The organism is Streptomyces sp. NPDC090032, assembly GCF_044748025.1.
GTDB lineage: Bacteria > Actinomycetota > Actinomycetes > Streptomycetales > Streptomycetaceae > Streptomyces.
Window position 1 is genome coordinate 182794 of record NZ_JBIVFF010000002.1, and the last position, 17153, is coordinate 199946.

Genomic DNA, 17153 nt, shown 5'->3' on the forward strand with positions numbered 1-17153 from the left:
GGGTGCTGCGTGATCCCGCTGTCCGCGAGCGATCGGGTTGTTCATCGGCTTCACCATCAGCCAGGTCGGGCTCGTACGGCACTGGGCAGAGGGGAGCGGCCGCCCGGCTGGCTACGGCGTGCGGTGCTCAACGGGGTCGGCGCGGTGCTGACCGCGGTGCCGCTCGTCGTCCTGCCGGCAGGTAGAGCGTCGTGCCGTACCGGCTGAGCCTGTGAAGTGCCTCAGGCCCAGCCGGTGCTGCCGGACTACAACAGCCCGTCGGCGATGGTGCCGAGGGAGAGCGCCGGAAGGAAGTTGAGCAGCGCCAGGATGATGGCCGCAGCTGTGGCCAGGACGACGAAGTTGACGCCCTGCGCGCGCAGCGTGCCGACCGTGACGACGCCCGGCTGTTGCCTGGCGAGGCGCCCGGCCAGGGCCAGGACGCAGGCCATCGGCAGATAGCGGCCGGCCAGCATCGCGAACACCATCAGCAGGTTGTGGAAGTCGGTGGCGCCGTTGAAGCCCGCCATGGCACTGCCGTTGCTGTTGGTGTTGCTGGTGTACGCGTAGATGAGCTCGGTCAGGCCGTGCGCGCCGGGGTTGCCCATGGAGGACCCGCCGTCGCCCGTCGCCAGGGAGAAGCCGGTGCACGCGAGGATGACGGTGGGCGGGATCAGGGCGTACACGACGACCCAGCGCATCTCCCCGTAGCCGATGCGCTTGCGCAGGTACTCGGGCGTGCGGCCGACCATCAGGCCGCCGATGAAGACGGCCACCAGGACCACCACGATCAACCCGTACAGGCCGCTTCCGGTGCCCCCAGGGGCGATCTCGCCGAGCATCATCGCCGAGAGGAGTACACCGCCGCCGAGGCTGGAGAAGCTGTCGTACGACGAGTTGCCCGCACCGTCGGCACTGGCGGTGGCCGAGATGCCGAAGAGTGTGGAGCCCGGGACGCCGATGCGGGTCTCGGTGCCCTCGTACTGGCCGCCGACCGCTTCGGTGACCGTGCCGGTGTGGGCGCTTTGTGCGAGCGTGCCCGCGGCGAGCAGCAGGCCGAAGAGGATGCCGACGACCGTGAGCAGGGTCCAGGACTGCTTCAGGCTGCCGATCAGCCGGCCGAACATGCGGATGCATGCCGTGGGGATGAGCAGCATCAGAATCACCTCGACGATGTTCGTCCAGGCGGTCGGGTTCTCGAAGGGGTGGGCGCTGCCGGCGTTGAAGAAGCCGCCGCCGTCACCCGAGAAGAGCTTCACCGGCTCCCAGGACGCGACGGGCCCGTCGAGGAGGGTCTGCTTCGCGCCGCCCGCGACCGTGGTCACGGTGTGTCCGCCGCCCAGGCCCTGGATGACACCACCCGCCATGAGGATCAGGCCGCCGACGACGGCGATCGGGACCAGGACGCGGAACGTGGTGCGCAGCAGGTCGACCCAGAAGTTGCCGAGGTCCTGCGTCGAGCGCCGGGTCAGGCCCCGGACGAGGACGAGAGCCACGCAGATGCCGACGGCCGCGGACGCGAAGGCCTGCACACCGAGCCCCGCCATGACCGCCAGATGACCGGTGGTGGCCTCACCCGCGTAGTTCTGCCAGCTGGTGTTCGTGGTGAAGGAGACCGCGGTGTGCAGCGCGAGACGCCATGGCATGCCCTCGTGCCCCGTCGACCAGGGCAGTTTGTCCTGGAGGGTGAAGAGGGCGAACAGGGTCGCGGTGCTCATGGACGTGAAGGCGAGCAGAGCGGTGAGATAGTGCCGCCAGGTCTGCTCCTTGTCCGGGTTGATTCCGCAGACGCGGTACAGGGCCTTCTCCGCCCGCAGGTGGCTGCCGCCCTGCAGGACGCGGGCCATGTAGTCGCCGAGCGGGACGTGGAGACCCACGACCACCACGAGGACGATCGATGCCTGGATCCAGGCCGCCATGATCAGGCTCCCTGCTTCTGCTGTGCGGCGCTCTTCGGGTAGGCGCGGTCGAGTGCGAGGTTGAGTTCCACGACGTTGACGCCCGGCTCACCGAGCACGCCGAGCGTGCGGCCGGTCGTGTACGTGTCGACCAGTTCGCGGACGGCGTCCTGGCTGGCGCCGCGCTCCCTTGCCACGCGCGGGAGTTGGAGCCTTGCGTACTCGGGGCTGATGTGGGGGTCGAGCCCGCTGCCGCTCGCGGTGACCGCGTCGGCGGGCACTCTCGGGTCGGCCGGGGCGTCACCTCGCACGGGGGTGGTCACGGCCTTGCTGTAGTCCGCGCCGGACTTCGCGCACTCGACGCGTGCGCCCTGGTACGTGGAGATGAACGGGCGTGCGGGACATGCCTGGTCGAGGCTGACGACGCGCGTGACGGCGCCGCTCGTGCCACCGCTGCGGAAGACGCCCAGGACCGCGCCCACACCGTCGTCCGTGCAGTACGGGCGTGACCCGTCCACGCCCTCCAGGTCGCCGACGGCCTTGCTGCGGGAGCACACCAGGGTGAGCAGGCTCGGCCTGTCCTTGGCGTCGACGACGGACTCGGGGCCCTGGTTCCCGGCCCCGGACGCCGTGGCGTCGTAGCCCGCACCGGCGTTGGAGGGCCGGGACTGGAAGTACCTCCTGATCGGCGCGCCCTTGGCGTCGGTGAAGGACTGGCCGATCAGCGAGGAACCGGCCTTCCTGCCGTCGGCGCCCGTGACGCGGGAGCCGTCCGCCTTTCCGCTCAGGCCGGGGACCTGGGCGAAGGCCGTCATGGCCAGCGGATAGGCGAGGCCGGTCAGCAAGGTGAGTACGAGGACGACGCGGATGGCGGCGAGGTGCTGCGCCAGCCAGTGCGGGAGTCGTTGATACATGGTCAGATCCCCGGGATGAACTGGACGAGGGTGAGGTCGATGAACTTGATGGCCAGGAACGGGGCGATCACTCCGCCGAGTCCATAGATCCACAGATTGCGCGTGAGCAGGGAGGAGGCGCTGCTCGGGCGGTAGCGCACGCCACGCAGCGCGAGCGGAATCAGCGCCACGATGACGACCGCGTTGAAGACGACCGCGGACAGGATGGCGGACAGCGGCGAGTGCAGATCCATGATGTTGAGGCGGTCGAGTCCTGGATACACCGCGGCGAAGACGGCGGGCAGAATCGCGAAATACTTGGCGATGTCGTTGGCGATCGAGAAGGTCGTCAACGCGCCCCGGGTGATGAGGAGTTGCTTGCCGATCTCGACGATCTCGATGATCTTGGTGGGGTCGGAGTCGAGGTCGACCATGTTGCCGGCCTCCTTGGCGGCCGACGTGCCGGTGTTCATCGCGACGCCGACGTCCGCCTGAGCGAGCGCGGGAGCATCGTTCGTGCCGTCGCCCGTCATCGCGACGAGGTGACCGCCCGCCTGTTCGCGCTTGATGAGGGCGAGCTTGTCCTCGGGTGTGGCCTCGGCGAGGAAGTCGTCGACGCCGGCCTCCTCGGCGATCGCCCTGGCGGTGACCGGGTTGTCGCCGGTGATCATCACGGTGCGGATACCCATCCGGCGCAGTTCGTCGAAGCGTTCGCGCAGCCCGGGCTTGACGACGTCCTTGAGGTGGACGACGCCTAGCACCTCGGCGCGTCCGTCCGTGGCAGCGGCGACGGCCAGGGGGGTGCCGCCGGACGCGGAGACCTGCTCGACGGCCGCATCCAGTGCGACCGGGACGGTGCCGCCCTGCTCACGCACCCACGCGGCGACCGACGCGGCGGCGCCCTTGCGCAGCCGCTTTCCCCCCGGCAGGTCGACTCCGGACATCCGGGTCGCGGCGGTGAACGGTACCCACTCGGCCCCCCTCTCGACCCGTTCCGTCAACTGGTGTTCCGCGTAGGCGAATTCGACGATCGAGCGGCCCTCGGGCGTCTCGTCGGCCAGACTGGACAGCAATGCGGCGCTCGCCAGCCGCTTCATGGGGACATCGCCCATCGGCAGGAACGCACTGGCTCGCCGGTTGCCGAAGGTGATCGTGCCGGTCTTGTCGAGCAGCAGTGTGTTGACGTCGCCGGCGGCCTCGACCGCCCTGCCGGACATGGCGAGTACGTTGCGCTGGACGAGCCGGTCCATGCCCGCGATGCCGATCGCGGAGAGCAGGGCACCGATGGTCGTCGGGATCAGACAGACCAGCAGCGAGACCAGCACGATGCCCGTGACACCGTCGGCGGTCAGCGCCGCGGTGTCGGGCGCGGCGGCCATGGCGTCCTTGGAGAAGATCGCCATGGGTTGCAGCGTCACGACGGCGACCAGGAAGACGAAGGTCAGCATGACCAGCAGCAGATTGAGCGCCAGCTCGTTGGGGGTCTTCTGCCGGTTGGCGCCCTCGACCAGGGAGATCATCCGGTCCAGGAAGCTCTCCCCGGGTTCCTGGGTGATCCGTACGACGAGGTGGTCGGAGAGCACCCGGGTGCCACCGGTGACCGCACTGCGGTCGCCGCCGGACTCACGGATGACCGGAGCGGACTCACCGGTGATCGCCGACTCGTCGACGCTCGCGGCGCCCTCGATGACGTCGCCGTCGCCGGGGATCAGGTCCCCGGCCGGTACGGACACGATGTCGCCGCGCCTCAACTCCGAAGCGCCGACCGCCTCTTCGACGTACGCGCCGTGGTCGGCCCCGGGTTCCCAGCCCACGAGCCGCCGGGCCGTGGTCTGCTGCCGGGTTCTGCGCAGCGAGTCGGCCTGCGCCTTTCCTCGGCTCTCGGCCACGGCCTCGGCGAGGTTGGCGAAGATCACGGTCAGCCACAGCCAGGCGGCGATCAGCCAGCCGAAGCCGGTGGGGTGGACCATCGCCGTGCCGGTGGTGAGCGTGGCACCGACCTCGGTCACGAACATGACCGGGTTACGGAACAGGGTCACCGGATTGAGCTTGGCGAATGCCTGGGGAAGGGCGCGCCACAACTGCGTCGGATCGAGGATCCCCGCGCCGATCCGGCGCGGTCTGTCGGGTCCGGGCGGGCGGTCGTCCTGCGCGGGCGCGGGACGTACCTGTGTGGGCGCGGACATCAGAACTTCTCCGGCTTGATCAGGGCCACCACAAGGTAGGCAAGCAGCGCGACGGCCACGATCAGGCCGACGGTGTTCTCGACGGTCATGGAGGGAACCTCGTCCTCGGGATTCAGGGGGGTGTTCGGGGAGAATTCGAGCTACAGGGCCACTGGTGGCATGCGTCGGACAGCCCTCCGCCGAGGGACAGCTCGGCGGAGGGACGAGGACGGGACCGGTGCTAGAGGCCGATGTCCCGGCGGCTCATGTCGTCCAGCGACTCACGGCGGACGAGAACACGGGCGATCCCGCCCGCCACCGCGACGACGGGCGGCCTGCCGACCAGGTTGTATCCGGAGGCCATGGACAGGTGGTAGGCACCGGCCGCGGGCACGGCAAGGAGGTCGCCGGGGCGTACGTCACCCGGCAGCGCCACGTCGTCCGCGAGGATGTCGCCCGCTTCGCAGTGCCGGCCCACGACGGTGACGAGCTGGGGCGGCGCCGACGAGGGGCGGCCGATGAGCCGGGGTGCGTAGCGCACCCCGTACAGCGCGGGCCTGGGGTTGTCGCTCATGCCGCCGTCGACGGCGACGAAGGTGTGTCCCGCGGTGCGCTTGACCGCGAGGATCCGGTAGACGACGACCCCGGCGGGGCCCGCGATCGCACGTCCGGGTTCCAGGGTGAGCCGGGGCACGGGCAGGCCGGCACGCGCGCAGCCGTCCTCCAGTTCGGCGCGGACCCGGCCGGCCAGGACTCCCACGTCGAGACTCTCCTCCCCGGGCCGGTAAGCGATGGCGTGGCCGCCTCCGATGTTCAGCTGGGGCAGGGCGATGCCGTGCTGGTCCTGTATCCGGGCCATGAGCCCGACCACGCGGCGCACCGCGGCGACGTAGGGCTTGACGGTGGCCACCTGCGAGCCGATGTGGCAGTGCAGGCCCACGAGTTCGAGGTGCGGCTGGTCGAGTATGCGGGCGACGGCGTGCTGCGCGGATCCGTCCGTGATGGACAGACCGAACTTCTGGTCGTCGGTGCCGGTGCGCACCTTGGCGTGCCCACCGGCGGAAATGCCCGGTACCACCCGCACCATGACCTTCTGGCGGGTGCCTTCGGGCGTGATGGCGGCCAGCCGCGCGATTTCCGAGGCACTGTCCACGACGATGCGTCCGACACCGAGACGGACAGCGGTGCTCAGGTCGTCCGGGCTCTTGGCATTGCCGTGCATCACGATCTTCTCCGGCGGGAAGCCGGTGGTGACGGCGAGCGCCAGCTCACCCGCGGAGCAGACGTCCAGGCCGAGGCCCTCCTCCTCCACCCAGTGCGCCATCGCGCGGCACAGGAACGCCTTGGCGGCGTAGACGATGTCGGCGTCGGGGAACGCGGTGCGGTACGCACGGCAGCGCTCCCGGACCTCCTGCTCGTCGAGGACGTAGACGGGGGTGCCGAAGCGGTCGGCCGCCTCGGCGAGGGAGACGCCGCCGACGGAGACGTCCGCGCCGGGCTCGGGGCGCGTGGAGCGGGGCCAGACGGACAGGCCGTCGGTGTCCCTGTCACCGCCGGCGAGGATCCGGGACAGGGCCTGGGGATCCGACGGCAGGGACGACGGAAGGGGCGAGGGAAGAGAAACGGTCATGGCGGGCGTCTCCTCAGCCGATCAGCAGGTTCAGACACGCGACGACGGCGGCGGCGCCGGTCACTCGCAGGGCACCGACGTGCTGGGGACTCCAGCGGCTCGTGGAGCTCTCGCGCTCACGGACCTTGGCCGAGGTGCGGTCGGCCGCGGGGGCGGAGAACGGCGGGTCGACGGTGAGGGCGGTGACGCCCAGGGGCGCGGCGAGCGCGCGCAACGCGGGTTCGGAGAGCCTGATGCAGGCCTGGTCCGTGCCGAGTGTGGCGGTGAGCTTCGCCGCCGACGTGAAGCCGACGGCGGTACGGCCGCCCAGGGGGGTGCGGAAGAACCGGGCCGTGCAGCCCGTGGGCCCCGACCGGACGGGGACGTAGAGAGGTCCGGCCGGGAAGCGTTCAGAAGGCTCGGGGTCCTCGGAACGGTCGACTGCAGACATGATGCTGCTCCTCGAAGAAGGCGACGTGCGCCGCCCGGTCGGATCGGCCGGGCGCTTCGATGAAGCTATGCCCGACCATCCGGTGCCGGGCCCCCTCACTGACACATGCTTGACGGGAAGCCGTCCACCCATAACGCGCTGCTGACGGCAAGGGAATGCCTGGTCAGCGATGTGCCTCAGTCTTCGGGCGGAGCCGGGTCGGGGCCGTGCCGGGGCCGGCCTCGACCGATGAGGGCAGGGCGGAGCGGTCGGAGGTGGGGGAGTGCACAGTGGTGGGCCCGGAGGCCTCGCGGGGAAGGCCGAAGGAGGGTGTCCGTCGCGGCAGAGGGCAGCCCCTGTGCTTGCTGGGCATCTGCCGGATCACCGACGGACCCATGGCGTGGCCGGTTGCCGACGCGTCCCGGTCGGTCAGGACCTGCCGTCCGTCAACTCCCGCGCGTCGAGCGGCAGCCGCAGGCTCACGCGGCGGTGCACGGACGCGAGTTCGCTCTCCAGGGGCGACGGCGGGACGGCCAGCACAGGACAGGCGGCGTGCGCGACGCAGTACCGGGCGACCGACGGGAACAGCGCGCGGCGCACCCTCCCGCGGCAGCCCGCGCCGATCACCAGGAAGTCGTCGGCCCGGTCGGCCGTCTCGACCAGTGCGCGCCCCGCCGCGCCCCGTGCGACCACACCCTGGAACGGAACCCCGGGACCTGTGTCGCCGAAGGCCGTGCGGAGAGCGGCGAGCAGTCGCTCGCCCGCGTCGTGCCGGAGGTCGGCCATCGGCGACGGGAACACCGAGCGCCGGTGGGCGAGTTCACCGCCCGGCGGCTCCCACGCCAGTACGGCCAGCAGCTCGGCACCGGTACGACGGGCCTCGTCGGCGGCCACGTGCAGGGCCGCCAGACTGCTCAGCGAACCACTTACTCCGGCAACGATGCGCCGCCGCTCGGCACCGCCCATCGCTCGCTCACCCCTTGGCGTACGTCCACACAGACATGCGGGTCCCATAGAAGTCCCCGAGGTGGTGCCGGACCGTTCTGTTGGCGCATGCCTGATGCCGGAGGACCGCTTCCTAATGCTCTTCTGACACCGCTCAAGCCAGTCGTTGCGCCGGAAGGCCCGGTAGATCATCACGGCGCATGCCGGAGTTCTGCTGGATGCCGGCCTGCGCGAGGGCGAGGGACAGGGCGGTGTAGGGATCAGTGACGAAGACCGCCACGGCGCACGGCGAGGCGACGATCATGAAGGGCCGGCTCCCAGCCGCCGGTAAGTCCCCCTCCCTGTGCATCCGTCGGTTGGTCGTGGTCGATACGAGGGCGCCGAGGCGCTGTCCGCGTTCGACCTCTGCGGGGGTGAGCGGCAACGGCAACCTGGCCATGGCTCCGATTCCAGACCGGTATAGTAATGCCGGTATAGTTATTGGTTCCATGAGAAGGCGTCGCATGATCGAGATCCTGAACCCCACCCTGCTCGCCCGGGCGAAAGGCACCGGTGCCCTGGTCGCTGACATCCTCCAGACCCTGAAGAGCCGTAGCGCGATCGGCACGAACCTTCTGGACATCGACCGGTGGGCAAAGTCCATGATCGTCGAGGCCGGAGCGCAGTCCTGCTACGTCGACTACGAGCCGTCCTTCGGGCGCGGCCCGTTCGGCCACTACATCTGCACGGCCGTCAACGACGCCGTACTCCACGGACGGCCGTACGACTACACGCTTGCCGACGGCGACCTGCTGACGCTCGACCTCGCCGTCTCCAGAGGCGGAGTCGCCGCAGACGCCGCCATCAGCTTCATCGTGGGCGACGCGAAGCCCCCGGAGAGCGTCGCGATGATCAGTGCGACCGAACATGCGCTGGCCGCAGGGATCGCCGCTGCTGGGCCGGGGGCCCGCATCGGCGACATCTCCCATGCCATCGGCGCGGTCCTCAGCGAGGCGGGATACCTGATCAATACCGAGTTCGCAGGTCATGGCATCGGATCGACGATGCACCAGGACCCGCACGTTCCGAACACCGGACGGCCCGGCCGGGGATACAAGCTGCGCCCTGGGCTGCTCCTTGCCCTGGAGCCGTGGGTCATGGCGGACACCGCCGAACTCGTCACAGATGCCGACGGGTGGACGCTCCGAAGTGCGACAGGCTGCCGGACAGCACACTGCGAGCACACGATCGCCATCACGGACGACGGAGCCGAAATCCTCACCTTGCCGAAGTAGGCCCTGTCATGAGGTCGACCGGGCGAGGTGCACCGAACCCTTTGGGTGGCCCCGCGACCGCCCACTTCGCGTAGTAGTCGTACGCGGTCTCGTGCGGAGGGAGGTGATGCGGCAGGTACTTCCACGGGATGCCCGTGCGGTTGATGTAGGGGATGGCGTTCACGATGGCCCGTAGATCATGCACCCGTGCCGCAGTCGCTTCCAACCCTCCAAATCGCCTGCCAACCAGATCGGTTGCCCTTGGAGGGAGTCGCCCTCCGGGGGCAACATCCTGGCCCCTGAAGCGGGCTGAACACGTGACGTGGGTAACGCGGAGGGGGTCGAGCCTGTGAAGCACCCCATAGGAGCCAGGTCACATACTAGTGGCGATAGTAGCTGGTGAGGCCGCCCAGAGGCACATAGAAGGCGCCCTATTTGGTCATTTCGGACATTCCCTCCGTAGTGGGGTAGTACGTCACATCCTTGCGCCCTCTCTCGGGCATCGCTAACTATGGCTGTCGTCCCGGAGAACGGGTCGGAGCACGAGCGAAGGCGCTCGCTCCGGACCCCCGGGTCAGGACGCGGATCCCGACTCCGCTCCAGGCGCCACCCACAGCGGCCGGCGCCGCACGATGTCCCCCACATGAAGAGGTAATCCCGTATGACCTTCTCCACCCCGATCACCGCTGCCGCTCGCCCCACCCGCTTCAAGCGCGCCACCGTCACGGTCCTGGCCGCCGCCGGTCTCGCGGGCGCAGCACTGACCTTCGCCCCGTCCCCCGCGCAGGCCGCCGAGCCCGCCGCGACGCCGAAGGCCGCTCACTCGGTCTCGACCGAGAAGGCCACCGGCGGGAACGACGTCGACGGCTGGATCAACGACGCCCTCAAGATCATGAAGGCCAAGGGCATCCCCGGCTCCTACGAGGGCCTGCACCGCAACATCATGCGCGAGTCCTCCGGCAACCCGAACGCCGTCAACGGCTACGACGTGAACGCGGTCAACGGCACCCCGTCCAAGGGCCTGCTGCAGGTCATCCAGCCGACCTTCGACGCCTACCACGTCTCCGGCACCGCCAAGAGCCTGACGGACCCGGTCGCCAACATCACCGCGGCCGCCAACTACGCCGCCGACCGCTACGGCTCCATCGACAACGTCAACTCCGCGTACTGAGTCGTCGTCATCGCAGGCCGTAACTGATCCACGGCACATCACAACCCTCGAACGGAGGGCAGCGCCCATGCCGCACACCAGCGGAGACGAAGGGAACGCGCCCTCAGCCGATGCCCCGTGACCACCCCGACCACGGGTCCGCGAACCTGCACCGCTCACGCGGCAGGTCACGCAGGAAGCGGCTGCGCGTCATCACGTACACCGCGCTGGGCAAGAACGGTCCGGACTCGGGCCACGACGAGTCGATGAACATCCTCCTCCTCGGCTCCGACTCGCGCGCCGGCACACACGGCGAGTACGGCACGGGCGTCACCGGCGCCCGCTCGGACACGGCGATGGTGCTGCACGTCGACATGAGCCACAAAATGGCCTCCGTCGTCAGCATTCCCCGCGACACGATGGTCGACCGGCCGCGGTGACTGGCCGGACATGCTCCGGGTCGCCGGATCGCTCATCACCAACCAGGTCCGCGCCTAGGACCTGCTGCGGATGTTCGGCTGCGAGGGTCACCCCACCCCGCTCGGCGCTGTGTTTGCCGAGTACGGCCGCATCGACAAGACCATGCACCTGCTCGCCCCGGTCGACGACACCTGCCGTCGCCTGATGAATCGGCAGCTCACCGTGCATGGTCCCGCCACAGCCTGGCCCGCGTGATCTGCCATGGCGGACGCGGGCAGATCCGCCAGGCGTACCGACGAGGGCCGAGAAGACCAGCTCGCCGCCCACGGTCTGGTCCTCAACACCGTCGCCCTGTGGCACACCCGCTGTCTCGACGCCGCCGTCGCCCAACTGCGCGCGAGGGTCGGGACATCAAGGACGAGGACGTCGCCCGCCTCTCCCCGCTCAAGGGCCGGCACATCAACTTCCTGAGCCGCTGCCTGTTCAACGTCAAGGCCGGCGGCCCCGGTCAGGGCCTGCGCCCGTTCCGGTACCCGCGCGCTGTCGAGGACGACGCCGACGACGAGGATCGAGCGTCAGCCAGAGCCTGTTTCCTGAACTGAAACGGCGTTCAGGTGCCCCCTGAGGGCGACCGAACGCCGTCACGGGCGAGTCGTCGCGCTTCTCCCGCCAGTGCTGGTGCCGTCGCCGTGAAGCGGGGCGGACCGGACCATCACCGTCCCCGCAGGCCTGCGGAAAACCTCCAGGTCAGGGCTGCCCGTGGTAGGTGAACTCCAGGCTGTACCCATCGGGGTCGAGGACGTTGGCCGCGTAGTACCCGGGAGCGAAGTAGGGGCGCTCCCCAGGTGCACCGTTGTCGGTCGCCCCCGCTGCCATGGCCGCCGCGTACGCCGCGTCGACGCCCTCTCTCGAGGGAGCGGTGAAGCCGACGTGCGCGGCGTGTCCCTGGCTGTCGCCTTCGCGCAGCCAGAACGTGAAGGCCGTGTCGGTGCCGAACCCCGCGAGGTCGCCGACCCACTCCGGGGCGGTCGAGCCATCGAAGTCGAACACGTGGCGCATGCCCAGCGGCTTCAGCGCCTGGCTGTAGAACTCGACTGAGCGTTCCCTGTTGCTTACCGTCAGGAAGACGTGGTCGATCATTGTGCTCATCTCTTTCCGGATGCCGAGACGCCGCTTACGCAAGCGTCCAGGACTGTTTGGATTGCTGGTTCTCGGCCTCCAGGGAGACCGAGCCGTGGCGGGCCGCCTGCCGGGAGGCCCCGTACTCACCCGTTGAGAAGCTGCATCTGGTCGGGGGTGTAGCGGTCGCCGGCGACGATCCCGTGCGGGGCGACCGCATCGATGGCGGCCATCTCTTGCGCGGTGATGGTGACGGCGGCAGCGGCGCTGTTCTCTTTCAGGTAGCGGCGGCGCTTGGTGCCCGGGATGGCGACCGCGCCCTGGCGCAGGACCCAGGCGAGGGCCAGCTGGGAGGGCGTGACCTTCTTGGCTGCGGCGATCCGGCGGACCTCGTCGACCACGGCCAGGTTGCGCTGGAAGTTCTCGCCCTGGAAGCGGGGGTCGATGCGGCGGTAGTCGTCGGGGGCGAAGTCGTCCGGGCTGGTGATCGCGCCGGAGAGGAAGCCACGCCCCAGCGGCGCGTAGGCGACCAGACCGATCCCGAGCTCTTTCAGGGTGGCCACGACCCCGTTCTGCTCGATGCCGCGCTCGAAGAGCGAGTACTCGGTCTGGACCGCGGTCAGCGGGTGGGTGCGGTGGGCGCGGCGGATGGTCTGCGGCGAGGCTTCGGACAGGCCGATATGGCGGACCTTGCCGGCGTCCACCAGCTCACCCATGGCGCCGACGGTCTCCTCGATCGGCACCTGCGGGTCGACCCGGTGCAGGTAGTAGAGATCGACGTAGTCGGTGTCCAGGTGGCGCAGGGAGCGGTCCAGAGCGTGGCGGATGTACTCGGGGCGCCCGTTGAGGCCGGTCACCGCACCGTCGTCGCCGATGTCGATTCCGGTCTTGGTGGCGATCACGGCCTGCTCGCGGCGGCCGGTGAGCGCTGTGCCGAGGAGCTGCTCGTTGGTGAAGGGGCCGTAGATCTCGGCGGTGTCGAGCAGGGTCACGCCCAGTTCCAGGGCACGGTCGATGGTGGCCAGCGATTCGGCCTCGTCGGTGCCGCCGTAGAAGGCGCTCATCCCCATGAGGCCGAGTCCCTGGGCGGAGACGGTGAGGCCCTGACTGCCGAGCGTGCGGAGTTCCATCATTGATCTTCCTTGTGTCGAGGTCACCCAAGTCATGGCAACCAACTGGATGGTTTCTATCGTGGGATACGCCGTCGCGGGTGTCAAACCAACTGGATGGTTACTTGCTAGAGTGGCGGCATGCCCCGAGATTCCGCCGCGACCAAAGAACGCCTTCTGGACGCCGCCTCCGCCGAGTTCGCCGCGCACGGCCTGGCCGGCGCCCGGGTGGACCGCATCGCCGAGGCGGCCCGTGCGAACAAGCAAAGGATCTACGCCTACTTCGGCAACAAGGAGCAGCTGTTCGACGCGGTGATCGAGCGGGTGCTGGCCGTGGGCACGGAAACCGTGCTCTTCGACGCCGAGGACCTTCCCGAAGTCGCGGGACGGATCTTCGACGAGCTGGTCGCCCACCCCGACCTGATGCGGCTGCTCTCCTGGAAACTGCTGGAGCGCCCCGGCGCCACCGACCAGGAGGCCGCCACCTACACCGCGAAGGCCGCAGCCGTGGCGGCGGCCCAGGAGCAGGGCCGAGTTGATCCGGAGCTCGGCCCGGAGGACCTGGTGGCTTTCGTGCTGGCGCTGACCCAGACCTGGTTCAGCCTCGCAGGCGGTATGAGCCCGACCGGCGGAAGCGCCCCGTGGCCGGCGCAGCGACTGATCCAACACCGCGCCGCCGTCGTCCACGCCGTACGGCAGATCACCACACCACGCGGATAGACCAAGCGCTGATCACTCGAGCTGGTTGCCCGAACTCGTGGGCGGAGCCGCCTGCGGCGAGGGTGCAGACCGAGCGACGGCCAACAGTGCACGACCGGCGTCATCTTGAACGGCGGCGCCGGCGCCCAAGGCGTGGAAACCGACACCCTCTACGAACCCACAACTGACAACTGTGGGAACTGGCGGCGGCGACGGCAACACGGGCAGGGTGACGGGCGCACACGTGAGGGCCACCGCTGGCGACGCCGGCGACGGGGCAGATGGCGGCGAGGGCAACCTGGGGAGAAAACACCGGCGTCCCGCCACTGCCGGAGCGGTTGTGGACGGTGGATCCGGCCCGAATTCCTGCGGCATCTCCCGCCACTGCCTGCCCGTCTTGAAGCGCCAGATCACGCCCTCGACTGCTGCTGCAGCCGCTCGGAGGGTCCCCCCAGGGCCTACCCCTTCTCGGCCCGCAGTCCCGGTGTAGCTTCGACCAGGCTTTCGAAGCCCGATGGCGGGCGGCCCAGGAGTTCCGTTACATCGTTGGTGCTCCGGTCGTAGCGGTTCTCCCTGTGCAGTCGGGCCATCGTGGAGATGTGGGCAAAGACATGCGGCGTCAGACCCAGCGGCTTGAGGTCGTGCTCAACCCATTCGTCGTATGGCACGTCGAGGTACGTCACGGTGCGTCCCAGCGCATCGGAGAACTCGGCGGCGATCGTGGTCATGTCGCGTGAGGCGGCGCCTGTCAGCTCGTAGACCCGGCCGACCGGTGGTGAAGGGTCGAGCAGCAGTCGGGTGACCACGTCGGCCACGTCGCGGGTGGCCACCGGCGAGGTGCGTGCGGTGCCGAAGGGGAGGCGGATGGTGTTGTCGCGTCGGATGGAGGCCACGGCGAGCATGCCGAAGAGTGGGTTCTCCATGAACACCGTCGGCCGGATGTGGACGACGGGCAGCCCGGACCAGTTGAGGACGTGTTCGGAGAGCCAGTGCAGCCGCTGCTGGCGCGACTCCGTGCTGCTGGTGAGGTTCATCTGAGAAACGGTCATCTGGGAGATGTTCACCAGCAGTTCCAGCCGGCCGCTCTCAAGGCCCGCTGCCGCCACGGTCGCCGTGGCTTCCAGGTAGTCGTCCGAAGGGCTCATCCCGAAGTAGGCTCTGCGGCATCCCTCCAGGGCCGCCACCACGTCCGCCCCACGCGTGAGATCACCGACCACCACCTCGACGCCGCTGATGGCCCGCAGGGCGGCGGCACGGTCGTCGTCGTGGTGCACCAGGGCTCGCACCGGCACCCCGTGTTCGCGCAACTCCCTGACGACTTTCCCACCCACACCTCCGATGCCACCGGCGGCACCGGTGACCAGGATCGGATCAGCGCTCGGCAAGGTGCCCTCCCACAGTCGACAACGCGTTCCGTCTACCTATGGCTATCTATGGCGCGCGGTCCGCGCCTCTGCACGCCCCGGTCGCGGGGGTCACCCGTCAGGAGTAGCCGCCTTGGGCCGTCGGCGCCGCAGATGCCGGGCCCGGTACCGCCAGTGCGCGAGTCACTCGACACCACCACGCCCGGCGCCGTCTGGTGTCCACGTGTTCGCGGAGTTCATCCGCGAACTGATCGTGCAGGGCGCCCACGAGGGCCTGGCGGCGGCACGGGCCCATAGTGAACGGATCGGCCGGCCGACCGCCATGACGGAGCAACAGGTGCGGCGCCCGCGGCTTGCCGACCGATCCGGAGACACGATCACGTCGATCGCCAAGCTCCTGAGTGTCTCGCGGACCACGCTCTACAAGTACCTGCCAGCCCCGTTCCAATCTGCTTCGGCGCCGCATGTTCGAACGGTGGTCGCCGTCCGGCCCTGGGCCCGATCGGCGACTCCGTCACGTCGAGCCGTAATACAGCCGGAGGAAGTCCTCCATAGCCGCATTGACACCGTCGCGGTCACCGGTGGCGAGCAGGTCGAGCAGCAGACCGCGGACGGTGGCGAGTCCCAGCCTGGCGCGATTCCGGGCCACGGCAGGGTCCACCCCTGTGGCGACCTCGGCGGCCACGAGCGGCTCCAGCCAGTCGTTCACGAGCCCTTCGAGGACCGGGGCAGCCTCGGGACGGCCTCGCAGCGCCTGCCCGTAGATTTCGAAGAAGAGCCGCTCTTGACCGGCCAGTTGAGGGTCCGTCAGTTGCTGCCAGAGGAGACGCGCAGCATCGACGGGCGAGAGACCGGGCTCCAGCCGCAGCCGGGACAGCAGTTCGCGCTGGCGCTGCTCCGACGTCCGGACGATCTCGACGAGCAGGTGTTCCTTGGAGCCGAAATAGTGGATCAGCATGCGGTGACTGACGCCGATCGCGGCACCCAGGCCGCGCAGGCTCAGGTCTGTGATGCCGTGTGCCGCGACGTAGTCGACCGCCGCGTTCACTAATTGAGCACGCCGGTCCCCGTCCTTGCCGGGCGCTGCCTCACCCTCCGGATCTGAGTCGACCGTATTCACCACCTCACGAGTGTACCAATTGGTACATGCCCTGTGTACCGTGTGGTACATGAAGTCCGTCACCGTGTCGATCGACGTACCGCAGACGCCCGAGCAGGTCTACGACTTCCTCGATGTCATGGCTCACCACGAGCGATTCACCGACCACTACCTGACCAACTGGCGCTACAGCGGCCCCGTCCGCGGCATCGGATCGTGTGCCACGGTCACGGCCGCGCTGGGCGGCACGAAGACCGACGTCGCCATCGAGGTCGTCGAGGCAGCCCCGCCGCGGCGCATCGTCGAACGGAACGTCAGCGCGGCCGGCCGGCGCCTGGCAAACGGCACCTACACCATCGAGCCGCTGCGAACCGGGGGGAGCCAGGTGTCGTTCACGTACGCCTGGGCCCACACCCCGCTCGCCGACCGCGTGCTGGCACCAGTCGTCCGGGCCACGATTCGACGCGCCAACCGGACGGTCATGCGACGCCTGGCCACCGAGTTGGCTCGACACGCGTCCCCTGCCGGATCCTGACGTCGGTACCTATCGGCTCTTCTGTCCAACGAAGCTGCATCGTCGCCGGAATCGCCGCCGCAGATCACGGAGAGCTCATGAGCCAGATCAGTAGCGCCGAACGCCGACGCAACGAGGAAGCGATCCGCGCCGCCATGGACCGCCTTCTGCGCGGCGAACCCCCGCCCGGCGGACGCGGCGACGTCAAGACGCCGGCCGCGGAGGCCGGGGTCAACCGCACCGGCTTCTATCCGAAAAGCACCCGAACGACACCGTGCGGGACGGCCCTTACCAGCACCTTGCCGACGAGTTCGTGCGCCGGCTGAAGGTACTGCATCACGCGATCTCCCTCTCCGTGGTCTCGGAGCGTGTCGCTCGACGGCCGTCTCAGGAACCGGTCGCCTGTTCAGGCCGCGGTGCGAGGGACCGGCTCGTGGATTCCCGAAAGCGGGCAGCGAGCGGGCTGCGGTTGCCTGGCCGGCCGGCGATGAGCGGGCTGTGGTCTGC

The 17153-nt window shown here is 69.3% G+C and carries 17 protein-coding genes and 6 pseudogenes; 9 read left to right on the forward strand and 14 right to left on the reverse strand.

Going from position 1 to position 17153, the window contains the following annotated elements:
- Positions 1-28 precede the first annotated feature (28 nt).
- A pseudogene (locus ACIPWY_RS04515) lies at positions 29-180 on the forward strand (amino acid permease); the annotation flags it as partial.
- A gap of 65 nt (positions 181-245) precedes the next feature.
- Here ACIPWY_RS04515 and kdpA read toward each other — a convergent pair.
- The 8 genes from kdpA to ACIPWY_RS04555 all read right to left on the reverse strand — a co-directional run bounded on the left by kdpA (position 246) and on the right by ACIPWY_RS04555 (position 8223).
- Positions 246-1898: a potassium-transporting ATPase subunit KdpA gene (kdpA, locus tag ACIPWY_RS04520; protein ID WP_362905159.1), complete on the reverse strand. Its 1653-nt coding sequence runs from the start codon at positions 1896-1898 to the stop codon at positions 246-248.
- A gap of 2 nt (positions 1899-1900) precedes the next feature.
- Positions 1901-2791, reverse strand: a complete 891-nt coding sequence (locus ACIPWY_RS04525) for a potassium-transporting ATPase subunit C (RefSeq protein ID WP_362905157.1) — start codon at positions 2789-2791, stop codon at positions 1901-1903.
- 2 nt (positions 2792-2793) lie between these two features.
- On the reverse strand, positions 2794-4956 hold the full coding sequence (gene kdpB, locus ACIPWY_RS04530; RefSeq protein ID WP_362905155.1) for a potassium-transporting ATPase subunit KdpB: 2163 nt from the start codon (positions 4954-4956) through the stop codon (positions 2794-2796).
- Entirely contained in the window at positions 4956-5045 is a 90-nt protein-coding gene (gene kdpF, locus ACIPWY_RS04535; RefSeq protein WP_362905154.1) for a K(+)-transporting ATPase subunit F, read from the reverse strand. Before kdpF ends, kdpB begins: the two co-directional genes overlap by 1 nt.
- Before the next feature lie 131 nt (positions 5046-5176).
- Positions 5177-6565, reverse strand: coding sequence for a diaminopimelate decarboxylase (gene lysA / locus ACIPWY_RS04540; RefSeq protein WP_362905152.1), 1389 nt, complete (start codon positions 6563-6565; stop codon positions 5177-5179).
- A gap of 13 nt (positions 6566-6578) precedes the next feature.
- Complete coding sequence (locus tag ACIPWY_RS04545; RefSeq protein WP_362905150.1) at positions 6579-6995, reverse strand: SAV_915 family protein; 417 nt, start codon at positions 6993-6995, stop codon at positions 6579-6581.
- Positions 6996-7403: 408 nt separating this feature from the next.
- The gene (locus tag ACIPWY_RS04550) at positions 7404-7940 is read right to left on the reverse strand and encodes a universal stress protein (protein WP_362905148.1); all 537 of its coding nucleotides are present in this window, start codon (positions 7938-7940) and stop codon (positions 7404-7406) included.
- A gap of 133 nt (positions 7941-8073) precedes the next feature.
- Positions 8074-8223 carry a hypothetical protein gene (locus tag ACIPWY_RS04555; RefSeq protein WP_401532193.1) on the reverse strand — a complete coding sequence of 50 codons (150 nt, stop codon included), beginning with the start codon at positions 8221-8223 and terminating at the stop codon, positions 8074-8076.
- Between the two features lie 199 nt (positions 8224-8422).
- Between ACIPWY_RS04555 and map the strand changes: the two genes are divergently transcribed.
- On the forward strand, positions 8423-9193 hold the full coding sequence (map, locus tag ACIPWY_RS04560; protein WP_401532194.1) for a type I methionyl aminopeptidase: 771 nt from the start codon (positions 8423-8425) through the stop codon (positions 9191-9193).
- A 49-nt stretch (positions 9194-9242) separates the two neighbouring features.
- Here the strand turns inward: map and ACIPWY_RS04565 are convergent.
- Positions 9243-9371, reverse strand: a pseudogene (locus ACIPWY_RS04565) (transposase); the annotation flags it as partial.
- A gap of 462 nt (positions 9372-9833) precedes the next feature.
- Between ACIPWY_RS04565 and ACIPWY_RS04570 the strand changes: the two are divergent.
- From ACIPWY_RS04570 to ACIPWY_RS04580, 3 genes and pseudogenes are all read left to right on the forward strand, one after another.
- Positions 9834-10343: a transglycosylase SLT domain-containing protein gene (locus ACIPWY_RS04570; RefSeq protein WP_362905142.1), complete on the forward strand. Its 510-nt coding sequence runs from the start codon at positions 9834-9836 to the stop codon at positions 10341-10343.
- A 203-nt stretch (positions 10344-10546) separates the two neighbouring features.
- Positions 10547-10756: pseudogene (locus ACIPWY_RS04575) on the forward strand (LCP family protein); the annotation flags it as partial.
- A gap of 7 nt (positions 10757-10763) precedes the next feature.
- Positions 10764-11344: pseudogene (locus tag ACIPWY_RS04580) on the forward strand (Tn3 family transposase); the annotation flags it as partial.
- Between the two features lie 145 nt (positions 11345-11489).
- Here ACIPWY_RS04580 and ACIPWY_RS04585 read toward each other — a convergent pair.
- Together ACIPWY_RS04585 and ACIPWY_RS04590 are read right to left on the reverse strand one after the other, a co-directional pair.
- Positions 11490-11891: a VOC family protein gene (locus ACIPWY_RS04585; RefSeq protein ID WP_401532196.1), complete on the reverse strand. Its 402-nt coding sequence runs from the start codon at positions 11889-11891 to the stop codon at positions 11490-11492.
- 116 nt (positions 11892-12007) lie between these two features.
- Complete coding sequence (locus tag ACIPWY_RS04590) at positions 12008-12991, reverse strand: aldo/keto reductase (protein ID WP_401532416.1); 984 nt, start codon at positions 12989-12991, stop codon at positions 12008-12010.
- A gap of 120 nt (positions 12992-13111) precedes the next feature.
- On the opposite strand from ACIPWY_RS04590, the gene ACIPWY_RS04595 reads away from it, so the two are divergent.
- Positions 13112-13690 carry a TetR family transcriptional regulator gene (locus tag ACIPWY_RS04595; protein ID WP_362905138.1) on the forward strand — a complete coding sequence of 193 codons (579 nt, stop codon included), beginning with the start codon at positions 13112-13114 and terminating at the stop codon, positions 13688-13690.
- A gap of 281 nt (positions 13691-13971) precedes the next feature.
- Here the strand turns inward: ACIPWY_RS04595 and ACIPWY_RS04600 are convergent.
- Positions 13972-14089, reverse strand: a pseudogene (locus ACIPWY_RS04600) (transposase); the annotation flags it as partial.
- A gap of 38 nt (positions 14090-14127) precedes the next feature.
- A complete protein-coding gene (locus tag ACIPWY_RS04605) occupies positions 14128-15054 on the reverse strand; it encodes an NAD(P)H-binding protein (protein ID WP_401532197.1) in 927 nt (308 codons plus the stop codon).
- Between the two features lie 301 nt (positions 15055-15355).
- On the opposite strand from ACIPWY_RS04605, the pseudogene ACIPWY_RS04610 reads away from it, so the two are divergent.
- Positions 15356-15436, forward strand: a pseudogene (locus ACIPWY_RS04610) (hypothetical protein); the annotation flags it as partial.
- 111 nt (positions 15437-15547) lie between these two features.
- Here the strand turns inward: ACIPWY_RS04610 and ACIPWY_RS04615 are convergent.
- Positions 15548-16156 (reverse strand): TetR/AcrR family transcriptional regulator, encoded by a 609-nt coding sequence (locus ACIPWY_RS04615; protein ID WP_401532198.1) that lies wholly within the window; start codon positions 16154-16156, stop codon positions 15548-15550.
- 46 nt (positions 16157-16202) lie between these two features.
- Between ACIPWY_RS04615 and ACIPWY_RS04620 the strand changes: the two genes are divergently transcribed.
- Together ACIPWY_RS04620 and ACIPWY_RS04625 are read left to right on the forward strand one after the other, a co-directional pair.
- Positions 16203-16667 (forward strand): SRPBCC family protein, encoded by a 465-nt coding sequence (locus ACIPWY_RS04620; protein WP_362905132.1) that lies wholly within the window; start codon positions 16203-16205, stop codon positions 16665-16667.
- A gap of 77 nt (positions 16668-16744) precedes the next feature.
- Positions 16745-16972 carry a hypothetical protein gene (locus ACIPWY_RS04625; RefSeq protein ID WP_362905130.1) on the forward strand — a complete coding sequence of 76 codons (228 nt, stop codon included), beginning with the start codon at positions 16745-16747 and terminating at the stop codon, positions 16970-16972.
- The last annotated feature ends 181 nt before the right edge of the window (positions 16973-17153 follow it).

Coding starts and splice junctions, on each gene's coding strand:
- kdpA (WP_362905159.1), bottom strand. CDS start 1,898: ATGGCGGCCTGGATCCAGGCATCGATCGTCCTCGTGGTGGTCGTGGGT.
- ACIPWY_RS04525 (WP_362905157.1), bottom strand. CDS start 2,791: ATGTATCAACGACTCCCGCACTGGCTGGCGCAGCACCTCGCCGCCATC.
- kdpB (WP_362905155.1), bottom strand. CDS start 4,956: ATGTCCGCGCCCACACAGGTACGTCCCGCGCCCGCGCAGGACGACCGC.
- kdpF (WP_362905154.1), bottom strand. CDS start 5,045: ATGACCGTCGAGAACACCGTCGGCCTGATCGTGGCCGTCGCGCTGCTT.
- lysA (WP_362905152.1), bottom strand. CDS start 6,565: ATGACCGTTTCTCTTCCCTCGCCCCTTCCGTCGTCCCTGCCGTCGGAT.
- ACIPWY_RS04545 (WP_362905150.1), bottom strand. CDS start 6,995: ATGTCTGCAGTCGACCGTTCCGAGGACCCCGAGCCTTCTGAACGCTTC.
- ACIPWY_RS04550 (WP_362905148.1), bottom strand. CDS start 7,940: ATGGGCGGTGCCGAGCGGCGGCGCATCGTTGCCGGAGTAAGTGGTTCG.
- ACIPWY_RS04555 (WP_401532193.1), bottom strand. CDS start 8,223: ATGATCGTCGCCTCGCCGTGCGCCGTGGCGGTCTTCGTCACTGATCCC.
- map (WP_401532194.1), top strand. CDS start 8,423: ATGATCGAGATCCTGAACCCCACCCTGCTCGCCCGGGCGAAAGGCACC.
- ACIPWY_RS04570 (WP_362905142.1), top strand. CDS start 9,834: ATGACCTTCTCCACCCCGATCACCGCTGCCGCTCGCCCCACCCGCTTC.
- ACIPWY_RS04585 (WP_401532196.1), bottom strand. CDS start 11,891: ATGAGCACAATGATCGACCACGTCTTCCTGACGGTAAGCAACAGGGAA.
- ACIPWY_RS04590 (WP_401532416.1), bottom strand. CDS start 12,991: ATGGAACTCCGCACGCTCGGCAGTCAGGGCCTCACCGTCTCCGCCCAG.
- ACIPWY_RS04595 (WP_362905138.1), top strand. CDS start 13,112: ATGCCCCGAGATTCCGCCGCGACCAAAGAACGCCTTCTGGACGCCGCC.
- ACIPWY_RS04620 (WP_362905132.1), top strand. CDS start 16,203: ATGAAGTCCGTCACCGTGTCGATCGACGTACCGCAGACGCCCGAGCAG.
- ACIPWY_RS04625 (WP_362905130.1), top strand. CDS start 16,745: ATGAGCCAGATCAGTAGCGCCGAACGCCGACGCAACGAGGAAGCGATC.